Origin of the sequence: Gracilibacillus halophilus YIM-C55.5 (assembly GCF_000359605.1) — a bacterium.
Classification (GTDB): Bacteria; Bacillota; Bacilli; order Bacillales; family Amphibacillaceae; genus Gracilibacillus; species Gracilibacillus halophilus.
Genome location: NZ_APML01000059.1, coordinates 1 through 18636, shown reverse-complemented (window position 1 = coordinate 18636; position 18636 = coordinate 1). Strand labels below are relative to the sequence as shown.

Sequence of the window (18636 nt, the reverse complement as noted above, 5' to 3'; positions counted from 1 at the left end):
AGAAAACACAGTTTTCTTGCGGGGGTCTTCGGCTCGTGCTGTTCCCGCAGGCGTCATCGCCTACGAGCTCATCATAATTTGTGTCAAAATAGCAACAACCTTTTAGAAAACAGCGTATCAAAAAAGCAGCAAACATCGTTTACTGCTCCCCTACTACTGCCTTTTCAATATCTTCTGTAAAATTTAATTCCACGGTTTCAGTTAAAACATCAGCATAGCTATAAGACACACGTTCAAATGCATTCTCATCCTGATCCAGTTCCACAATAAAAACAGAAGGATAGATCTCTGCTAATGTTCCATAACGTTCAATCGTCTTCTTTCTTCCACCATTTGCTTTAATTCGAAGCTTTCGTCCTACATTACCTTCTAAACCTTGTTTAATTTCTACCAATGTTTTAGCCAATGCAATCCACCTCACTAAAGTTCAGTATACTACATTCTTGTCCATATGTCAAATAAAACTAACAATTATACCAACACTGATCAAACAATGTCAATAAAAAAATTTGAATTTAGAAATAGTTTTTCACATCTTTTGAAAATTATGTATGAATTAAAAATGTTTTTCTGCATCGTAGAACTGATTGGCTAATTGGGCAAATTCCTCGATTGTTAGCGATTCTCCTCTTCGTTTTCCGTTAATTTCACAATTAGCTAGCAGCTGATCAATTACTGGTTTAGAGAACGTATGATTAAAATAATTCGATAAATTATTTTTTAATGTTTTTCTTCGCTGTTGAAAGCAAGCTTGAACGAATCGAAAAAAATATTCTTCATCACTTACATCTACAACCGGCCTTTTTCTCATTTGTAAATGCAACACCGCAGAGTCAACATTTGGCTGTGGCATAAAAACTGTCCGTGGCACATTCATTTTGACCGCTGCTTCGGTATAATATTGCACAGCAATCGATAATGAACCATAATCTTTTGTATCTGGCTGTGCTGCCATCCGTTGAGCGACCTCCTTTTGAATCATTACACTGATGCTTGATACAGGAATCTTAGCAGCTAATACATTCATTAAAATCGGAGTCGTTATATAGTAAGGTAAATTGGCAATAATTTTTACCGGCTTTTCATCAGCAAAATAATTCGCCCATACGTCTTGTATGTCCGCTTTCAGGATATCTTGATTTTCGATATGAATATTTGAATAGGGGGACAGTGTTTGTTCCAATATAGGGAGTAAACGTTGATCGATTTCGAACGCTACCACTTTATTAGCTCGACTTGCTATTTGCTCTGTTAATGCACCAATCCCTGGACCAATCTCAATCACATTCGTATCTTTCGTCACACCCGCTACATCTAACATATTTTGGAGAATGTTCACATCAATAATAAAATTTTGTCCTAAGCTTTTTTTAAATGCAAAGTGAAATTGTTCCATGATTTCCTTCGTTCGTTTTGGTGTAGCTATTGGCTTTATTTGATTCACCTTGATTCCTCCTGCGCTATTTCCTCAATCGCACGAAACAGTTGTTCACGTGATATTTGAAACATATGTAGCCGTTTTAGCAATTGCTTTCCATTGACGTAACCAATCCGTAACTTTTTACCGAGGGCATCACGACGTGGTTTGGCGCCTTTTCCACCTATTAATCCCGCTTTGATTAAATCTTCTCTTGTAATATCATGATCGACTTCAGTAGCAACTTGATATACTTGCGCTAAAGCATTACGAATCGCCTCTTCTGACGCATGCTCAATACCGATTCCTTTGTCTCTTTTTGCTATGGCTTCTTGCTTGGTAAGAAAAGCATGTTTACAACGCGGAACATGCTGATTAATAATATGACGAATTCTTTTACCAGGATAATCTGGATCGGTAAAAACAATGACGCCTCGCTTTTGTTGCGCATGCTTAATCTGTTCCAGCGTATCTTCATTGATAGCTGATCCATTCGTTTCAATGGTATCGACATCTACTGTTTGTTTTAATTTTGCTGAATCATCTTTCCCTTCAACAACCACTACTTCTTTAATCTTCATCTCCAACCATCCGTTTCGCTTTAATATAACCCTTCATATTATAACCTTTTTCTTCAGAAAAGAAAAATTACCTTTACGAGCTTGTCGCAAAGGTAATCATCATCTATTGATATACTTTTACTTTAACTGTTTTCCGGCCAAAACTTTGTGCCTGTGATTTAGACATATGAATGTCAATTCGATTCCCATTAATATGTCCACCCGTATCACGCGCAACAGCATAGCCATAGCCTTCTACCCATACTTTTGTTCCTAAAGGAATCACACTTGGGTCAACTGAGACCACACCATTTGGATTCGCTTTTAAGTCATAACCAGTGGCTGTTTTTCCGCGTCCATCACAAGTAGGACAATCCCAATTATAAGCAGTGGCTTCCATGTATAACGTCTTCGCCGCATCACCATTACTGCTGTCTGAATTCCTTTGTTCAGAGGACATTTGTACAGGCTGAGGCTGTTTCGTTCCAACTGCAACCACTTTGTTCTCACTTTCTTTGACGACTTCTTCTTCGATCAATTCTCGCGATACTTCTTCACCGTTTTCTAACGTCACTTCATATTCCTTTTCTTTTATACCGGTTTCACCGTTTTTGATCACCGACTCTTTGCCTTTTTCAAGACTGTCATCATTTCTGCTTACAACAGAATAATCAATTTCTTCTTCAACGACATCGGTAACCTTCTCAACTCGTGTGACAGTAATTGTTGTCTCTGCATCCACTTCTTCTGATAACTTTGGTTGTACTTTGTCATTTTCATCTAATGTAACATCGTTTGCTTCTAATACATCGTTAACGGTTCCACCTGTTACCCATGATTTATTTTTATCATCAGCGTCTTGAATGGTCACTTGGAAAGCTTTGTTCATTTTCAAAGCAAAACCATCCGTGATTTGTGTATCTTGAGCATGGGACAGCTGATCCTGTTCTTTTACGTTAATGTCTTCTTCCGTTAAAAACTCACCAACTGTTTCTGCCGTTGTATGATACGTATCTTTGTTTCCATCTATCGTTACTGTAATGGTATCTGCCATTGTATGTTTGATGGTCATATTCGGCTGAATTTGTTCATCGACATCATGGGATAATTCATCATGCTCACCTACATCAATGGCTAATTCATTAAGTACTTCGCCAACTGTTTCCGCATGTGTTCTCACATGAAGTTCTTCGTCTTCCTGAACAACCGTGACCTGTGATTTTGTCATTTCAAATAAAGCAAATCCCGTAAATCCAAGAAAAGTAATGATCGTTAATGCAATATAAAATGATTTTCTATTCAATAAGTGCAATTTTTGGAAAAGGCGTTTCATAAACGATTCCCCTCCTTTCACTCGCTGTTGTATTATATAAAGGGGGGAATCAACTGTCAAACGCGTTTATGTTGCTATAAAATAAGCCAACCCCTTGATACACAAGGGGTTGGCCCATCTCAAATTCAAAATGTTTCATTTCGTTTACATTCTATTAACAAGCTAGAAAAAAATGAGTATCATCCCATCATTCCGCGTTTTATTCGATACGGAAAAATCGCTTGGCATTGGCAGTGGTCATTTGTGCAATAGTATCTACATCTGTTTCACGTATCTCAGCAACTTTCTCTGCAACGAGTTTTACATAGGCAGGTTCGTTGCGCTTGCCTCGATTCGGGTGTGGAGCAAGAAACGGACAATCCGTTTCGACCATTAACCGATCATTTGGCACATATTTCGCTACTTCTTTTGGCAAAGTCGCGTTTTTAAACGTCACTGGTCCGCCTAGCGAAATGTAAAAATTCATGTCTAAACAGGTATCAACATAATCTACAGAATCATTATAACAATGCATGACACCACCGACTTGGCTTGCGTTTTCTTCTTGTAAGATCGCTATAATATCCTCGGTTGCTTCACGATTATGAATAATGATAGGCAAGTTCACTTTTTTCGCCAAATGAATTTGTTGGCGGAAAACTTCTTTCTGTATATCTTTCGGTGACTTATCCCAGTGATAATCAAGCCCCATTTCTCCTAAAGCGACCACTTTGGGATGACTCGCAAGTTCTTCTAGCCATTGTAATTCCTTATCGGTCATGTCAATCGCATCAACGGGATGCCAGCCGACTGCAGCATACATATGATCGTTTTGTTCGGCTAATTCAATCGCTTTGGGAATGGTTTCGTGATCAAAACCAACAATGACCATATATGCTACACCAGCTTCTTGCGCACGCTTAAGAACCTCTTCACGATCTTGGTCAAATTGTTCAATATTCAAATGAACATGTGTATCGAATAACATCCATTATTCACCTTCCTAATCGCCTAAAGTAAGAGGTTGTCTTGGACAATTTCCTCCCCTAGACAACCTCTTCGATGATTTATTTTACAATTGAACCGTTTGGTAAGTTGGACTCTACAGTTGCCAGTGATAATGAGCCGTCTTTATCTTCTCCAGATAAGATCATACCTTCTGACAATTCTCCGCGTAATTTCACAGGCTTTAAGTTGGTAACACAAATAACTTTTTTACCAACTAAAGATTCAGGCGTATAGAATTGCGCGATGCCAGAAACAACTTGACGTTTTTCATCGCCGACATCTAATTGAATGCGTAATAATTTATCGGCATTTTTCATTTTCTCCGCATGGACAACTTCTGCAACCCGTAAGTCCAATTTCATAAAGTCATCAAAAGCCACTTGATTCTCTGGTTCTTCCTTCTCCTCTTTCTTTGGTGCAGGTTTTGTCATCATATCTTTAATGATTTGCACTTCTTGGTCAACATCTAAACGAGGAAAGATCGGATCTTTCTTCAAGACTTTCGCACCTTTTTTTGGAACACCAAAATCATGTAAGCTATCCCACGTCTTTTGACTTTCATCCGTGACACCAATTTGTTCAAAGATCTTATCAGGTGTTTGGGTTAAAAACGGACGAAGTAAAATCGCAATGCGACGAAGGCTATCTACAAGGTGCGCCATTACATTTCCTAGCCGGTCTCTCTTTTCACTGTCTTTTGCTAAGATCCATGGTTCTGTTTCATCAATAAATTTGTTGGTTCGGCTAATATATTTCCAAATATGTGACAATGCAACTGAGAAACTCATCTCATCCAATGCAGCTTCCACTTGGTCAATCGTGTCAATACCGATCTGTTCAAGTTCTTGATCATAAACTTCTTCTGCTGAGGCAAATGCAGGCACCTCACCGTCAAAATACTTATTGATCATGGCAACCGTACGATTTAACAAGTTACCTAAATCATTGGCTAAGTCATAATTCGTACGTTCGACGAAACCTTCAGGTGTAAATACCCCATCTGAACCAAACGGCACTTCGCGCAATAAATAATAACGCAATGCATCAAGGCTATAGCGATCCGCTAGATCAATTGGATTGACGACATTGCCTTTTGACTTAGACATTTTCCCATCTTTCATTAAAATCCAGCCATGGGCAAATACCTTCTTCGGTAACGGTAAGTCGAGTGCCATAAGCATAATTGGCCAATAGATCGTATGGAAACGAACAATTTCTTTACTCATTAAGTGAACATCTGCCGGCCAATATTTTTGGTACAGTTCGTCATTATCTGTGCCGTAACCTAATGCGGTAATATAGTTACTTAGTGCATCGATCCAAACGTAAATGACATGTTTCGGATCACTTGGTACTTTCACACCCCAATCAAATGTTGTCCGTGATACCGCTAAATCTTCTAGTCCCGGTTTGATAAAGTTATTGATCATCTCATTCTTTCGACTTTCAGGTTGAATAAATGCTGGATTTTCCTCATAGAACGCAAGCAATCGATCCACATATTTACTCATCCGAAAGAAATAAGATTCTTCTTTCACATAATCAACTTGATTGCCACAATCTGGGCAGTGACCATTATCTAATTGGCGTTCGGTGAAAAATGATTCACAAGACGTACAATAATGGCCTTCATATTCATCAAGATAGATGTCACCTTGTGCTAATAATTGTTCAAAGATTTTTTCGACAACTTGCTTATGTCGATCCTCTGTCGTTCGGATAAAATCGTTATAAGAGATATCAAGCTTTTCCCACAAATCTTTAATGCCACTAACGATTTCATCGACGTATTCTTGTGGCTTGACACCATTTTCATCCGCTTTTTTTTGTATTTTCTGTCCGTGCTCATCCGTACCCGTTAAATACATGACGTCATAGCCTCTTAACCGCTTATAGCGAGCCATCACATCACCGGCTACCGTACTATAGGCATGCCCAATATGTAAATTGCCACTCGGATAATAAATCGGTGTCGTTATGTAAAACGTTTTGTTGTCTGATGTCATCAACGTGCCTCCTTACTCATTCTTTTCTTGTTACAATTTATTTTACATGAAGTGTCTGTTTCCATTGTAGCGATTTTTCGTTCATTTTTCCATTATTAATACATGATCGCCTGTAAGTCGACGTTCTATAACATCGTAACACACTCACTTCTGAGATTCTCACTATCTAGCTTTAAGCAGGTTTCATTAATACATTGAATTCAAGATTTTTTAAAATCTTTCCTATTTTAGTTTGACAATAATGGCAACTAATGGTATTATAACGCTATAGATGTCGAATGATGACGAATTTATTTATGAAAAAGGGGAGAAGAACGAATGAAATCAACAGGTATTGTACGAAAGGTAGACGAACTAGGACGCGTTGTTATCCCAATTGAGCTTCGTCGCACACTAGGAATTAACGAGAAAGATGCGCTTGAAATTTATGTCGATGATGAAAGAATTATCTTGCAAAAATATAAACCAAACATGACTTGTCAAATTACAGGTGAAATATCTGATGATAATATCACTTTAGCTGATGGCAAGCTTGTCCTTAGTCCAGAAGGGGCACAGGGCCTAGTTGACGAAATTCAGAAAAAATTAAAATAAGCAATTAAGAACCGCAATCGAGCCTATTCGATTGTGGTTCTTTTTCATTTAATCGACATGATACGCTTGATAAACATCCCTTTTCGACAAATTTCGTGTTTTTGCAACTTTTTTGATTGCTTCTTTACTAGAACAAGCTTCTTCTGCCATAACTGCTTCTACATGCTCTTGTAATGTAAAGGAGTCCCACCAAGGAATTTGATACGTTTCTGTATCTGATGCCCCCTCAATGATTAAGCAGCATTCGCCTTTTACTTCTTTTGCTTGCAATTCATTTTCTAATTCTTCCAATGTCCCTCGTACATACTCCTCGTATCGTTTCGTTAACTCTCGAGCCAGTGTAACCCTACGATTGCCCAAACCCTCACGTAACGCAGTAACTGTTTCTTTCACACGATACGGTGATTCATATAACATAATGGTCGATTGATAAGAACGTATTCTTTCAATTTCTTCAAGGCGTTTGTTTTTCTTACGCGGGAGAAATCCATAGAAAAAAAACTCATTGGTCGGTAACCCAGATCCGACTAATGCACAAAGCGCTGCATTCGCCCCTGGTAATACAATGACAGGAACATCTTCTTGGATCGCAGCTGTAATCAGTTCATAGCCTGGGTCTGAAATACCCGGCATTCCAGCATCACTTACTACTGCCACGATATGGCCATTACGTAGATAATCTAACATCATTGGCTCTTTTTTGTCTTTATTATGCTCATGATAACTTATCATTTTATTTTCAATTTTAAAATGATGGAGCAACTTCCCTGTGTTCCTTGTATCTTCAGCAGCAATAATCGTTGCTTCTTCTAATATTTTTAGCGAACGAATGGTGATATCTTCTAAATTTCCAATGGGGGTTGGAACAATATACAATCCTCCAGTATCCGATGAATCATGAAAACTTTTTTGTTGTTTCATTTGTGTCGCACCTTCCTTGATAGTAATCGATCCATTGTTGTTTTTTTGTTCGTGATAGTTTTTTAATTTTTGCTTCTAACTGTAGTGCTTCAGATTTTGACTGGCAATTCATTTGATATACGACGGTAAAGGGACCCCTGCCACGTGTATATTTGGCACCTTTTCCTGATTCATGCATGCGCAAGCGCCGATCGATGTCTGTCGTATATCCAGTATAAAACGTCTCATCCGCACATTGTAATATATATACAAAATGGTTAGTTGGTTGTCCCATAGAGAATCTCCTTTAACTCACTTGTATATTGATCTTGATCTGTATAAGCATATAACGGTGGCAATATGGTTACATCTGGTTTTCCATCACGAATGCCTTCGATTAAAAGCATATTGGCTTCCTTCCCCATTTTAGGATAAACAAATCGAAGGCGTTTCGGTTCGATTTTATATGAACGCAACAAAGTTAGGATCTCAACAAAACGAGACGGACGGTGAACCATAGCTACTCTCCCGCCAGGTCTGACTAATTTGCTACATGCCTTCACAACATCTTCTAAATCACAATAAATTTCATGTCTAGCAATTGTTAAATAATCATTTTTATTCCAGTGATTTTGATTTTTCGTTGGAAAGTATGGAGGATTGACGGTTACTAAATCAAATGTATCATTTTGAAAATAAGCGGGCATTTCTCTTAAATCTCCCTCAATCATTGTAATCTGCTCGCTAAGACCATTTAACGTGACATTCCGATGAGCCATATCATATAATTTTGATTGAATCTCTACCCCTGTAATCGGAACTTGTGATTTTTGTGATAACAAAAGTGGAATTACACCATTTCCAGTACACAAATCTAAAATCTTCCCTCTTGTACGAGGTATACTTGCAAAGTTAGCTAGTAACACTGCATCTAGAGAAAACGCAAATACAGACGAACTCTGAATAATTTTTAAATTCTCTTCTGCTAACAAATCATCCATGCGTTCGTCACCAAATAACTCCGCATCCATAAGCCAACCTCCTCAAACCTTTACCATTATGTCAAGGGCAAACGCCCACCGAAAACGATTCATAATAAAGATCTACAATAAACATATCGAATCATAGACGTAATGATACTGTTAACATAAAAGACTGACACGCGTTGTGTCAGCCCCGTTCCATCATTATTTCGTTTTATTTAAAAATAACAGACAAAATAGGCAATCTCCTTCTTGTCTTGGGCTGCCGAAATGCACATTACAAATATGAAATCCTTCTTCATATAGCCTGGCTAAGTTATCATATCCTTCGCCCACAGACCACTCATCATCTTCTTGACTGTCTTCATGTACCGCTTCTGTATCTTCATCTAATCGATGCCGTAAATGATGATTCTCCATCTCCAAACGATTGTTTTCTTCCAAAATCGCACTTAATTGTGTCTTTAAATCACCGAGTTGTTGGTACAATTGTCCAATCTGTTCTTCCATATCAGATACTTGTTCAAATAGTTCCTTTTTTGTCACGTACTTTCACACCCCATTAATCTCTGGCCTGGGTTTTAATAACGCCTTCTTCCATTAACTCATCCAAGGTATATTCAATCACTCTTTCTTTCTCAGGTAGCTCTACATGGATGATTCGCTCCAAAATATTCAAGCCAACAACTTTTCCAACCCCATATGATGTAGTAATTTCGTCACCTAAATCAGGTAATTCTTGCTTCGCTGTTTCGTAATCATCATTTTCATATTTAAGACAGCACATGAGGCGACCACATAATCCGGATATTTTCGAAGGATTTAACGACAGATTTTGGTCCTTAGCCATTTTTATCGATACCGGCTCAAAATCGCCTAAAAATGTAGAACAGCATAACATACGACCACAAGGTCCAATGCCACCTAATAACTTCGCTTCATCTCGGACTCCAATTTGGCGTAATTCAATTCTTGTTTTAAAGACGGAAGCCAAATCCTTCACTAAATGGCGGAAATCCACACGACCATCTGCGGTAAAATAAAAAATCACTTTATTTCGGTCAAATGTATACTCAACATCGACTAAGTTCATATCCAATTCATGCTCTTTTATCTTAGCTTGGCAAGTATGATATGCTTCATCCGCCGTCTCTTTATTTTCGACTACGGTTAATTTATCCTTTTCAGTCGCAATCCGTATCACTTTCTTCAGAGGTAAGACGATATCTTCATCATCAACGTGTTTATTGCTAACTACGACCTTACCGAACTCAACCCCTCGAACGGTCTCTACAATCACATAATCATCTGTTGTAACCGTTTGTTCTCCTGGATCAAAATAATATATTTTACCCGCTTTTTTAAAACGGACACCAATAACTTCAACCACTTAATTCACCTCGATATTTGAAGTGTTAATTGCTCCATCACTAATTGTGGATGCACATTTTGCTCAATTTTTCGCTTCGCTTCCATGACAAACTCAATAGCCATCGTCACTGTTTGTAAAGACCATTGCATACTAGCCTTTTCAATTCTTTCTTGATGTTGAATGAAAATGATCGCTTCTCTATAATCAACATGGAAATTAACAATATCTTTTAACCAAATCAGTAACAAATCCAGCCCTTCTTGTAGTTGCCTACGTTCTTTAAAATGTGGCATCCAATGCGTATGTACAAATAGTTGTACTTCTTTTGGATGATATAGGAGCATTTCCGTTAATTGTACCACTAATTTTCTCGCCTGTGCAAACCAAGCATCGTTACTTTTTTCTAATGCTTCTTGTGTACTTTGTGTAAATTGTGCGATTAATTTCGCATTGGCTTCCGTGAGTCCTTGTTCCATCAAATTTTGTTGCAAATGATCTGGATTCAATGGCTGAAGGGACATGATTTGGCAACGTGAGCGAATCGTTGTCAAAATCGAATACAAATTTTCAGTTAATAAAATCGCTGTTGTCTGCCGTGTCGGTTCTTCTAAAAATTTTAATAAGCGGTTCGCCGCATTATCCGTCATTTTCTCCGCATCGACAATGACATATACCTTTTGGTTGGACTCCATGCCAGTATAAGTAAATTCCTTTTGCAAATGTAGAATCTGATCTTTTTTTATCGAGGCGCCGTCTGGAACGATCCAATGCAAATCTGGGTGATTTCCACTATCAATCCGACGGCATTCTTTGCATTGTTGACACGGTTCATGTTGATTGAGATGGTTACAGAAAATACTTTTAGCTAATAAAATAGCTAACCCTTCTTTATCCGTACCGACATCTCCTTGAAATAAATAGGCATGTGACACACGTTGTTTCTTCACATGATTCTTCAGCATCTTGCTAACAATAGGTTGACTATCCGACATCTCTTGCCATGATTGTATCGGCATTTTCCTTCACATTCCTTTTTTCGACAATTAACTCCCTATGATCCATGAAAAAGAGGATCGATCTCATAAGTTATCCATCCCCTTTTTACTCCTTATTACGTGTATAAGTTCATTAACAGTCCCTTGATTTCACCGATAAGGTCCAACACTTCGATGGAATTCTTCTCTTGATCCAACACTGTATCTGTTAACTCCACTAATTTTTCATCAATTTCTTCTACTATTGTCAGCTTACGATTATCGCCATCCAGCAGGAAACTGTGCGATTGTTTCAGCTTCATACCATAGTCTACGGCTTCTTTCACAAAACGCCGAACAAGTCGTTTATAAGTGGCCAAATCTTTAAAAAAACGAAACCTCGCGACACGTTGTCCTTGTTGCGATAATTCTGTCATTAATCGTTGTAGTTCAGCCTGTTGTAACTGCGTCGATTGAGCACGCACCATTTGGTCAAAATTTTTCGCTGCGTTTTTGGTTTGCGATTCGTTTTTTTTCATTGCATCGATTTGCGTCCGTATTTCTTGGCTAATTTTCATACATGATTTACCTACCTTTTTGAGTACCTTACTAAAATTGATGAAAGGCATCGACTGGTAATACAAACACTGTGCTCCGCCGACTTCTACATTAACGGGACGAGGGATATAAGACTCAGCACTTCCTCCCATAGGTGATACTGGAGAAACCATCTGCTCTCTTTTACTACAGTTATCACGTATGATTTGTAACGCTTCATCTACATGTTCATCCTCACAGCCAATCATTAGTGTAGTATTTCCTTCCTTCAAAAAACCACCTGATGAAGATAATTTGGTCGTTTTAAAGTTATCTTCACTTAATGCATCGATTAATTGATTGGTATCCTTATCTTGAACGACTGCCATAATTAATTTCATCCCTGTCACCTCCCAAGCCTATTATGTACGTAAAAATGATTTAATCGTGGTATATGTCATTTCTTCTACTTCTATTATATCAAAGTTTGCATCAATTCTCTTGATTCGATTCGGAAATTTTTCCACTAATTTCTGATAGGCATGATACACGTTCTGGTGAAATGTTGTGTTTTCTTGGTCTAAGCGATTCGTTTCCCGGTGTTGATTATTATGAATGCGTTGGATCCCCTTTTCAGGAGAAATATCAAACAAAAGGGTAAGATCAGGAGTTTTCCCATCAATTGCAAACTGATTGATATGATAAACTTCCTCCATCCCTAATCCCCTTGCATATCCTTGATAAGCTAAACTGCTATCCACAAACCGGTCACATAATACGATTTGCCCTTCTTTAAGAGCTGGAATCACTTTCTCTACTAAATGTTGTCTTCTAGCTGCTGCGTATAGCAATGCTTCTGTTTTTGCATCCATTGTCGTATGCTCTTTGTCTAGTATGACATCTCGGATTTTTTCTGCAATAGGAATACCACCTGGTTCTCGTGTTGTAAGCACACGGTACCCCTCTTCCTGTAATCGGTTGGCAATTCGGTGCAAGATGGTTGATTTCCCCGCACCTTCACCACCTTCGAATGTTATAAAATAACCACTCACACGCTTCTCTCCTTTGATTGACTTCGTTACATATAAATATATAAACCTTTTTCTCTATGAGCCGGTTGAACTTCTGCATGATAAGAAAAAATATGCTGAATCCAATCCACATGGTCCCGCGTAATCTCCTCACCCTTAATAATAAACGGAATCCCTGGTGGGTATGGAATAATCGCTTCTGCAGCGATATGATGAATAGCTTCTTCCCAACGTATCCACCGCTTTGTCCTTCGTTTCATATCACGATAAGACAATTGCAATGTGTCAATTTTTGATACCAACTGAGGCATTCTTTTCTCTTCTATTTTAGCATGTTTTATGGACGAGTTTAATTGTTGATGAATACTTTCTAATTTTCGACTGAAATTGTCTACATCAACATGAGGGGTTAGGCCAAATACAAACAACAACTGATTGTCATCTATCATTTCTGGAAATATTCCTTCTTGTTCAAATACATGTGCGACAGTACTTACAGATAAACGGCTGTTAATAGCAATTGTTAATTTCAAAGGATCGTCTTTCTCCCCATGCGCAATCACTTTCCAATGAGGACTATCTTGGAAACATGTCGTGATTTCGTGAATGAATGCCATTAATTGATGCCAATGTTGCTTGGAGTATGTCGCTAAATAATGCCTTGCCAAATCTAAGCTCGCCATAATGGGATATGATGGGCTACTCGATTGTAGCATTTGTAAATAAGCTTCAATATCCCTTGAGGATATCTGTTCTGATTGAATATGTAAAAAAGCTCCCATCGTTAACGCAGGCGTCATCTTATGCGCGGACTGCACCACAATATCTGCCCCACAGTCTAAGGCAGAATCACTAGGGACAAAAGGTAATGAGAAATGACAACCATGTGCCTCATCAATGAGAACCGGCACTTGATACGAATGAGCATAATTGATCATCGATTTTATATCATATGTTCGGCCAAAATAATCGGGATATGTCAGAATTAATGCTTTCACTTCTGGATATTGTTGAAAAGCTAATTGAATCGTTTCTAACGACGGTGCTGTGTATCGCTCAACAGCCTCATCATAATCAGGACTAAGAAATATCGGCTGGGCATTTGCTAATTCGATACCATGAATCAATGATTTATGACAATTTCGCTGTATAAAAACTTGGTCACCTTCTGTTACGGTTGCCAAAATCATTGCTAGATTGCCAACGGTACTCCCGTTCACTAAAAAATAACTCGACGTAGCTCCGAACCATTCAGCAGCTAAACGCTGTGCATCTTGAATCACACCTTGAGCTGCATGCAAATCATCTAACCCTGATAACTCCGTAACATCTAATGGTAATAACTGATCAAAAAAGTCTTGTCCTTTATGAGCAACAATTCTTCCGTTCTTATGTCCAGGCACATGAAACGAATCATAATGCTGTTGTGCGAAATCTTGTAACCGATCAAATAGTGGTGTGACCTGCTGTTTTTTCATCATGCATCAGCTTCCCTTTCTCGTAGCTTCGGAAAACATTCGATCGCTCAACTGTTTCCTATCATCATATAAATCTTTCTCTACGAATAGAAAAACCACCTATGACTAGATGGTTTCGTTTATTATATCGTATGTGTTGTTTTCTGAACAGCTTTAAGCTTGTTCACGATATATTGATACCGCTCATCTTTCGGGTTGGTTGCCACAATTTCCTTTTCACAATCATGACAAAGGTATAACTGATATAAAAAGATGCCATCTTCCTTCTCTTGATTGCATATGCCACATTGATATAGCGTGTTTTTCATCATTCCCACCTCCAATAAATAGTTTGCCCAATTACCGCAAATCTATTCATTAGCAATATATGAAATTATTTTCATATTCGGAGATGGGATGTACCATACGACATCATTTATGTTTTTTCACGTGAAACATTTGACGAAAATGAGGGTTTAATGGCGATGACTTGGAGACGATAATAATCAGCCATCCATTGTTGATTCTGATATAATACCGGTTTTAGTTGTTGTTCTACGGCATCAAACAATCGCTCTTTCTCCTCGTATGTTAAATCGACTAGCATGGAGTGAGCAAACATTTTCATCCAGTTACGCAATCCATCTTCCCCTTGTAACGGTGTCGGACGTTTATAATGCACAGCTTGAACAACAGAAAAGTTAGCTTTCTCCATCTGTGCCGTATATTCTCCTATACTAGGAAAATACCATGGCTCTTGTAACGGTTCGAAATCTGGGTATAGCTTGTGATAGTTTTGATGAATGGCTTGTCGAATATTCTCTACGTTTCCTTTTCCGCCAAATTCCACAACCATCCGACCCTTTGACTTTAGTGATTGATATATATTTTCTAAAGCTTCTTGAGGTCTATTAATCCAGTGCAGAACCGCATTGGAAAAAAACGCATCATATGTATTTTCATCTTGAAGGTGTAAAATGTCATTGACAGAAAAGCTCAAGGCTGGATATTTTCCCTTGGCTGCTTCAATCATATTCGATGATTGATCAATTCCATGCACAATCGCACCAGATTGAGCAATGTCATTTGTTAGATCACCTGTACCACAACCTGCATCTAAGATATATTCTTCCTGTTTTGGGTCTAATAATGACACAATGTCCTTTCCATACGCAGACACAAATTGATGGTGGTTATCATATAAATCCGATCGCCAAAGATCCGTTTTCATTCAAAAACCTCTTTCACATCTATTACAGGGAGTACAAGCAATGTCATGAATCAGAAAACAAATATGTTTCATGTTCCCTACTAACTCTACTCGAAACATTGTCTTGAAACTTTTGCTTCGAACATTCGAGCCAAATAGTAATGACATCAATCTTAGTAGATCAATATTCATATTGTCTGTCTCTACCTACCTCATTTCGACGTCCACTTTTTAATTTCCTTCCTTTAAACTACATAAATGTGTTGTATCAGAATTTTATTGGTCGACATTTAAAATGGTCTTTGTTTCATAAAAATTGTTGCACGATGTTTCTTAGATGTATATAATGTTTATATAGTATATATACATTATATAAAGATATAAGGATGATATGTAAATTAAAAATAAAATGACAATTAATCCTTCAGCAGAGAAAATAGATCATCATTTCAAAATATATTTCCAAAAAATAAAAAAGAGGGATTGGTATGCAAATCATCATTTCCAACAGTTTAAAGCAGCCGATTTACAAGCAAATTACAAATCAAATTAAATCATCAATTTTAGCAGGTGAACTACAGGAAGGGACAGCAATACCTTCCATGCGTAAACTCGCAAAGGATTTACAAATTAGTGTTATAACAACGAAACGTGCGTATGAAGAATTAGAAAAGGAGGGCTTTATCTATTCCATTGTCGGAAAAGGATCTTTTATCGCAGAGCAAAATTTAGAGCTTATAAGAGAGAAAAAGTTGAAGGCTATTGAGGAACAGCTGAATGCAGTCATCACAAATAGTAAAGAAATTGGCCTGTCATTTGATGAACTGCAGCAATTATTGGAGATTTTATACGAGGAGTGAAATGAATGAAAAATGTGATTGAATTAAAAAGTGTAACCAAAAATTTCAAAGACTTTTCCGTTAAAAATATTGACTTACAAGTGAAGCAAGGCTTTATAACGGGATTCATTGGAGCAAATGGTGCTGGTAAGTCGACAACAATAAAAATGATGATGAATCTACTAAAACCAGATGCAGGAGAAGTTAAGCTTTTCGGTTTAGATTACAAGATGTATGAGAAGGCGATCAAGGAGCGCATTGGGTTTGTATACGATGGCAATGTATTTTTTGAAGGATTGAACTTAAAAGATATAAAACGTATAGTTGCACCAGCTTATAATCACTGGGATGATAGATTATTTTATCAATATGTTGAACAATTCGAATTACCGCTTCATAAAGCTATAAAAACTTTCTCAAAAGGGATGCAAATGAAAGCTTCATTGGCGATAGCACTATCACATCATGCAAAACTCCTCATTATGGATGAACCAACTGCAGGATTAGACCCTATTTTTAGACGGGAGTTGCTGAGAATTTTACAAGAATTAATGATGGATGGTAATCGAACTATTCTCTTCTCTACGCATATTACAACAGATTTAGATCGTATCGCCGATTATATAGCTTTTATCCAAAAAGGAGAATTAGTATTTAATCAGTCCATTCACGACGTAACTGAAAGCTATGCGCTCGTTAAAGGAGAGCTGAACCTTCTAGATAGAGACACAGAACGGGCCTTTGTCCATGTTCATCGCGCATCAACAGGATTTGAAGCGTTAACAGATAATATTAAGAAAGTTAAAAATATTTTTGGGAATTCAGTTATAATTGAACAAGCATCTCTTGAGGATATTATGTATTACTTAAAAGGGGGCATACACCATGTTTAATTTAATTAAACGTGATGTCATACTACAGAAAAGACTACTTCTAACCTTTATTCCTTTTATCGCATTCTTTATCATTATGGATTCACATCCAGTCTTGACTTTTCTCGTTGCTAGTATTTTTATTCCCTTTAACGGTTTTGCTTACGATAAACAAGCAGAGACAAATATTTTGTTAAATTCCTTACCCTACACACGTAAAGAAATTATCGCATCACGCTATCTTGGTGCTATCATTTATATGGTTTTAACCATTGGGGTAACAAGTCTGGCATTTTTAATGATGAATATACCTTTTACGCTTACTGATATTGCGATTAGCAGTGGCTTATTCTTATTGTTTGCTGCTCTCACCTTCCCGTTATTTTATATATTTAAGTCTGGTCATATTACAACAGTTGTTCTCTTTAGCTTTATTCTTTTAGCAGGCATAGGACCGCCTATTGTTTCGTTTTTAGCAGAAAATTTAACAGCAATTACTGATTTTATTGTCAATTTACCCATCCAGACTTTATATGCTGGAGCGACACTTGTTATTTTGGCGCTCTATGCTATTTCTTGGGGAATTACTACTTTTATTTACCAACGAAAAGCGTTCTAAGTAGATTCCAATTATTGCATAAGAATATGTTAAGATTTAATCAGTTAAGCATGGATATAAATAGGTATAAGGTTAATACATTAGTAGGAGGGATAACAATATGACAAATGATAAAGGTGATATCTTTGAATGGAAAAGTTTTCTGTTAAATTTGACCCAGTACTCCAAAAAGAAAAAGGGCTTTCTTAATGAATTACGAAGATTGATTATAACTATTTGTTTATTTTTAATTATGCAGCTAATCTTTATTTTTATTGATGGAACATTTTTGGAACCGAATCTAAACAGGATGGGTAACTTTGCAAGTGGTATCGCAAAAAATATGTTTTTTGAGCAATGGTTGATCTTATATGATAATTCAATCTTTAAACTTATCACTGCAATTGCGATACTTCATATAGTTTATATTTTAATAAAAACTGTAATTATTGGACTTAAAGAAAAGAATACGAAATTTAGTTAAGCAAACGGGTCCCTCTTGACAAGTTCTATTATAAACGCTTTGGCGTGGCCATTACGCCCTTCCTCGACATCACCCCATCACCCCATTGGTACTATAGTGGAAACAAGTAGTAATTTTATGACGATGATGGTGATTAGCGATCGATAAGTCAGACAATTGAGATGGCATAAGCCTTCACTTGTCCGAAGGCGGTTCAGCCCCAGTCTACTTCGTTGAGGGTGGAGTCTTCTCACCTATATTGATAAAAGAAAAGACTCCTTAGCTGTATCAACTAAGAAGTTTTTGTCTTTGCCTGGCAACGTCCGACTCTCGCAGGGGCGTTAGCCCCAACTACCATGGGCGCTGGAGAGCTTAACTGCTGTGTTCGGCATGGGAACAGGTGTGACCTCTCCGCTATCGTCACCAGACCAACAAGATGATCATAATTTTTATATACCATCAAAACTAGATAAGAAATCAAAGGTTCATCAAACGCACACATC

22 protein-coding genes, 1 rRNA gene and 1 pseudogene are annotated in these 18636 nt (G+C 37.6%); 5 read left to right on the top strand and 19 right to left on the bottom strand.

Features of this window, described 5'->3' with window-relative positions; translation table 11 throughout:
* Window positions 1–139: 139 nt before the first annotated feature.
* The 6 genes from veg to metG form a co-directional block, all read right to left on the bottom strand.
* On the bottom strand, window positions 140–406 hold the full coding sequence (gene veg / locus J416_RS11980; RefSeq protein WP_003472472.1) for a biofilm formation stimulator Veg: 267 nt from the start codon (window positions 404–406) through the stop codon (window positions 140–142).
* Window positions 407–556: 150 nt separating this feature from the next.
* On the bottom strand, window positions 557–1444 hold the full coding sequence (gene rsmA / locus J416_RS11975; RefSeq protein WP_003472470.1) for a 16S rRNA (adenine(1518)-N(6)/adenine(1519)-N(6))-dimethyltransferase RsmA: 888 nt from the start codon (window positions 1442–1444) through the stop codon (window positions 557–559).
* Window positions 1441–1998 (bottom strand): ribonuclease M5, encoded by a 558-nt coding sequence (rnmV, locus tag J416_RS11970; RefSeq protein WP_003472467.1) that lies wholly within the window; start codon window positions 1996–1998, stop codon window positions 1441–1443. Before rnmV ends, rsmA begins: the two co-directional genes overlap by 4 nt.
* A 103-nt stretch (window positions 1999–2101) precedes the next feature.
* Window positions 2102–3310 (bottom strand): G5 and 3D domain-containing protein, encoded by a 1209-nt coding sequence (locus J416_RS11965; RefSeq protein WP_003472461.1) that lies wholly within the window; start codon window positions 3308–3310, stop codon window positions 2102–2104.
* 199 nt (window positions 3311–3509) lie between these two features.
* Entirely contained in the window at window positions 3510–4277 is a 768-nt protein-coding gene (locus J416_RS11960) for a TatD family hydrolase (RefSeq protein WP_003472458.1), read from the bottom strand.
* Window positions 4278–4356: 79 nt separating this feature from the next.
* On the bottom strand, window positions 4357–6303 hold the full coding sequence (gene metG / locus J416_RS11955; protein WP_003472456.1) for a methionine--tRNA ligase: 1947 nt from the start codon (window positions 6301–6303) through the stop codon (window positions 4357–4359).
* A gap of 318 nt (window positions 6304–6621) precedes the next feature.
* Here metG and J416_RS11950 point away from each other — a divergent pair, with 318 nt between their 5' ends.
* On the top strand, window positions 6622–6897 hold the full coding sequence (locus tag J416_RS11950; protein ID WP_003472453.1) for an AbrB/MazE/SpoVT family DNA-binding domain-containing protein: 276 nt from the start codon (window positions 6622–6624) through the stop codon (window positions 6895–6897).
* Window positions 6898–6945: 48 nt separating this feature from the next.
* Here J416_RS11950 and rsmI read toward each other — a convergent pair whose 3' ends face one another.
* The 12 genes and pseudogenes from rsmI to J416_RS11890 all read right to left on the bottom strand — a co-directional run bounded on the left by rsmI (window position 6946) and on the right by J416_RS11890 (window position 15382).
* Window positions 6946–7818, bottom strand: coding sequence for a 16S rRNA (cytidine(1402)-2'-O)-methyltransferase (rsmI, locus tag J416_RS11945; RefSeq protein ID WP_003472450.1), 873 nt, complete (start codon window positions 7816–7818; stop codon window positions 6946–6948).
* The gene (locus J416_RS11940; protein WP_003472448.1) at window positions 7793–8092 is read right to left on the bottom strand and encodes a GIY-YIG nuclease family protein; all 300 of its coding nucleotides are present in this window, start codon (window positions 8090–8092) and stop codon (window positions 7793–7795) included. Before J416_RS11940 ends, rsmI begins: the two co-directional genes overlap by 26 nt.
* A complete protein-coding gene (locus J416_RS11935) occupies window positions 8076–8828 on the bottom strand; it encodes a tRNA1(Val) (adenine(37)-N6)-methyltransferase (protein ID WP_003472438.1) in 753 nt (250 codons plus the stop codon). The genes J416_RS11940 and J416_RS11935 overlap by 17 nt, the downstream gene beginning before the upstream one ends.
* Before the next feature lie 156 nt (window positions 8829–8984).
* On the bottom strand, window positions 8985–9326 hold the full coding sequence (gene yabA, locus J416_RS11930; protein ID WP_003472427.1) for a DNA replication initiation control protein YabA: 342 nt from the start codon (window positions 9324–9326) through the stop codon (window positions 8985–8987).
* Window positions 9327–9342: 16 nt separating this feature from the next.
* On the bottom strand, window positions 9343–10170 hold the full coding sequence (locus tag J416_RS11925; RefSeq protein WP_003472424.1) for a PSP1 domain-containing protein: 828 nt from the start codon (window positions 10168–10170) through the stop codon (window positions 9343–9345).
* A gap of 5 nt (window positions 10171–10175) precedes the next feature.
* A complete protein-coding gene (gene holB, locus J416_RS11920) occupies window positions 10176–11168 on the bottom strand; it encodes a DNA polymerase III subunit delta' (RefSeq protein WP_003472421.1) in 993 nt (330 codons plus the stop codon).
* 95 nt (window positions 11169–11263) lie between these two features.
* The gene (locus J416_RS11915) at window positions 11264–11770 is read right to left on the bottom strand and encodes a YaaR family protein (protein ID WP_338029455.1); all 507 of its coding nucleotides are present in this window, start codon (window positions 11768–11770) and stop codon (window positions 11264–11266) included.
* Window positions 11736–12064: pseudogene (locus tag J416_RS11910) on the bottom strand (cyclic-di-AMP receptor). Before J416_RS11910 ends, J416_RS11915 begins: the two are co-directional and overlap by 35 nt.
* 21 nt (window positions 12065–12085) lie before the next feature.
* Window positions 12086–12715 (bottom strand): dTMP kinase, encoded by a 630-nt coding sequence (gene tmk, locus J416_RS11905; protein ID WP_003472418.1) that lies wholly within the window; start codon window positions 12713–12715, stop codon window positions 12086–12088.
* 26 nt (window positions 12716–12741) lie between these two features.
* A complete protein-coding gene (locus J416_RS11900) occupies window positions 12742–14175 on the bottom strand; it encodes an aminotransferase class I/II-fold pyridoxal phosphate-dependent enzyme (protein ID WP_003472417.1) in 1434 nt (477 codons plus the stop codon).
* 119 nt (window positions 14176–14294) lie between these two features.
* On the bottom strand, window positions 14295–14480 hold the full coding sequence (locus tag J416_RS11895; protein ID WP_003472416.1) for a sigma factor G inhibitor Gin: 186 nt from the start codon (window positions 14478–14480) through the stop codon (window positions 14295–14297).
* A gap of 107 nt (window positions 14481–14587) precedes the next feature.
* Window positions 14588–15382: a class I SAM-dependent methyltransferase gene (locus J416_RS11890; protein ID WP_003472415.1), complete on the bottom strand. Its 795-nt coding sequence runs from the start codon at window positions 15380–15382 to the stop codon at window positions 14588–14590.
* A gap of 467 nt (window positions 15383–15849) precedes the next feature.
* Here J416_RS11890 and J416_RS11885 point away from each other — a divergent pair, with 467 nt between their 5' ends.
* The 4 genes from J416_RS11885 (at window position 15850) to J416_RS11870 (ending at window position 18154) form a co-directional block, all read left to right on the top strand.
* Window positions 15850–16221: a GntR family transcriptional regulator gene (locus tag J416_RS11885; protein WP_003472414.1), complete on the top strand. Its 372-nt coding sequence runs from the start codon at window positions 15850–15852 to the stop codon at window positions 16219–16221.
* 5 nt (window positions 16222–16226) lie between these two features.
* A complete protein-coding gene (locus J416_RS11880; RefSeq protein WP_003472413.1) occupies window positions 16227–17093 on the top strand; it encodes an ABC transporter ATP-binding protein in 867 nt (288 codons plus the stop codon).
* Window positions 17086–17691 carry an ABC-2 transporter permease gene (locus tag J416_RS11875; RefSeq protein ID WP_003472411.1) on the top strand — a complete coding sequence of 202 codons (606 nt, stop codon included), beginning with the start codon at window positions 17086–17088 and terminating at the stop codon, window positions 17689–17691. The genes J416_RS11880 and J416_RS11875 overlap by 8 nt, the downstream gene beginning before the upstream one ends.
* A 100-nt stretch (window positions 17692–17791) precedes the next feature.
* Window positions 17792–18154, top strand: a complete 363-nt coding sequence (locus tag J416_RS11870) for a YfzA family protein (RefSeq protein WP_003472408.1) — start codon at window positions 17792–17794, stop codon at window positions 18152–18154.
* Window positions 18155–18444: 290 nt separating this feature from the next.
* Here J416_RS11870 and rrf read toward each other — a convergent pair.
* Window positions 18445–18561 (bottom strand): 5S ribosomal RNA (rrf, locus tag J416_RS11865).
* Window positions 18562–18636 lie beyond the last annotated feature (75 nt).

What these genes read in the sequence shown, in the direction of transcription:
- holB (WP_003472421.1), bottom strand. Translation starts at nt 11,168, where the DNA reads ATGCCGATACAATCATGGCAAGAGATGTCGGATAGTCAACCTATTGTT.
- metG (WP_003472456.1), bottom strand. Translation starts at nt 6,303, where the DNA reads ATGACATCAGACAACAAAACGTTTTACATAACGACACCGATTTATTAT.
- rnmV (WP_003472467.1), bottom strand. Translation starts at nt 1,998, where the DNA reads ATGAAGATTAAAGAAGTAGTGGTTGTTGAAGGGAAAGATGATTCAGCA.
- J416_RS11885 (WP_003472414.1), top strand. Translation starts at nt 15,850, where the DNA reads ATGCAAATCATCATTTCCAACAGTTTAAAGCAGCCGATTTACAAGCAA.
- J416_RS11900 (WP_003472417.1), bottom strand. Translation starts at nt 14,175, where the DNA reads ATGATGAAAAAACAGCAGGTCACACCACTATTTGATCGGTTACAAGAT.
- rsmI (WP_003472450.1), bottom strand. Translation starts at nt 7,818, where the DNA reads ATGAAACAACAAAAAAGTTTTCATGATTCATCGGATACTGGAGGATTG.
- J416_RS11890 (WP_003472415.1), bottom strand. Translation starts at nt 15,382, where the DNA reads ATGAAAACGGATCTTTGGCGATCGGATTTATATGATAACCACCATCAA.
- J416_RS11960 (WP_003472458.1), bottom strand. Translation starts at nt 4,277, where the DNA reads ATGTTATTCGATACACATGTTCATTTGAATATTGAACAATTTGACCAA.
- J416_RS11870 (WP_003472408.1), top strand. Translation starts at nt 17,792, where the DNA reads ATGACAAATGATAAAGGTGATATCTTTGAATGGAAAAGTTTTCTGTTA.
- J416_RS11935 (WP_003472438.1), bottom strand. Translation starts at nt 8,828, where the DNA reads ATGGATGCGGAGTTATTTGGTGACGAACGCATGGATGATTTGTTAGCA.
- J416_RS11965 (WP_003472461.1), bottom strand. Translation starts at nt 3,310, where the DNA reads ATGAAACGCCTTTTCCAAAAATTGCACTTATTGAATAGAAAATCATTT.
- J416_RS11895 (WP_003472416.1), bottom strand. Translation starts at nt 14,480, where the DNA reads ATGAAAAACACGCTATATCAATGTGGCATATGCAATCAAGAGAAGGAA.
- J416_RS11880 (WP_003472413.1), top strand. Translation starts at nt 16,227, where the DNA reads ATGAAAAATGTGATTGAATTAAAAAGTGTAACCAAAAATTTCAAAGAC.
- J416_RS11950 (WP_003472453.1), top strand. Translation starts at nt 6,622, where the DNA reads ATGAAATCAACAGGTATTGTACGAAAGGTAGACGAACTAGGACGCGTT.
- J416_RS11940 (WP_003472448.1), bottom strand. Translation starts at nt 8,092, where the DNA reads ATGGGACAACCAACTAACCATTTTGTATATATATTACAATGTGCGGAT.
- J416_RS11875 (WP_003472411.1), top strand. Translation starts at nt 17,086, where the DNA reads ATGTTTAATTTAATTAAACGTGATGTCATACTACAGAAAAGACTACTT.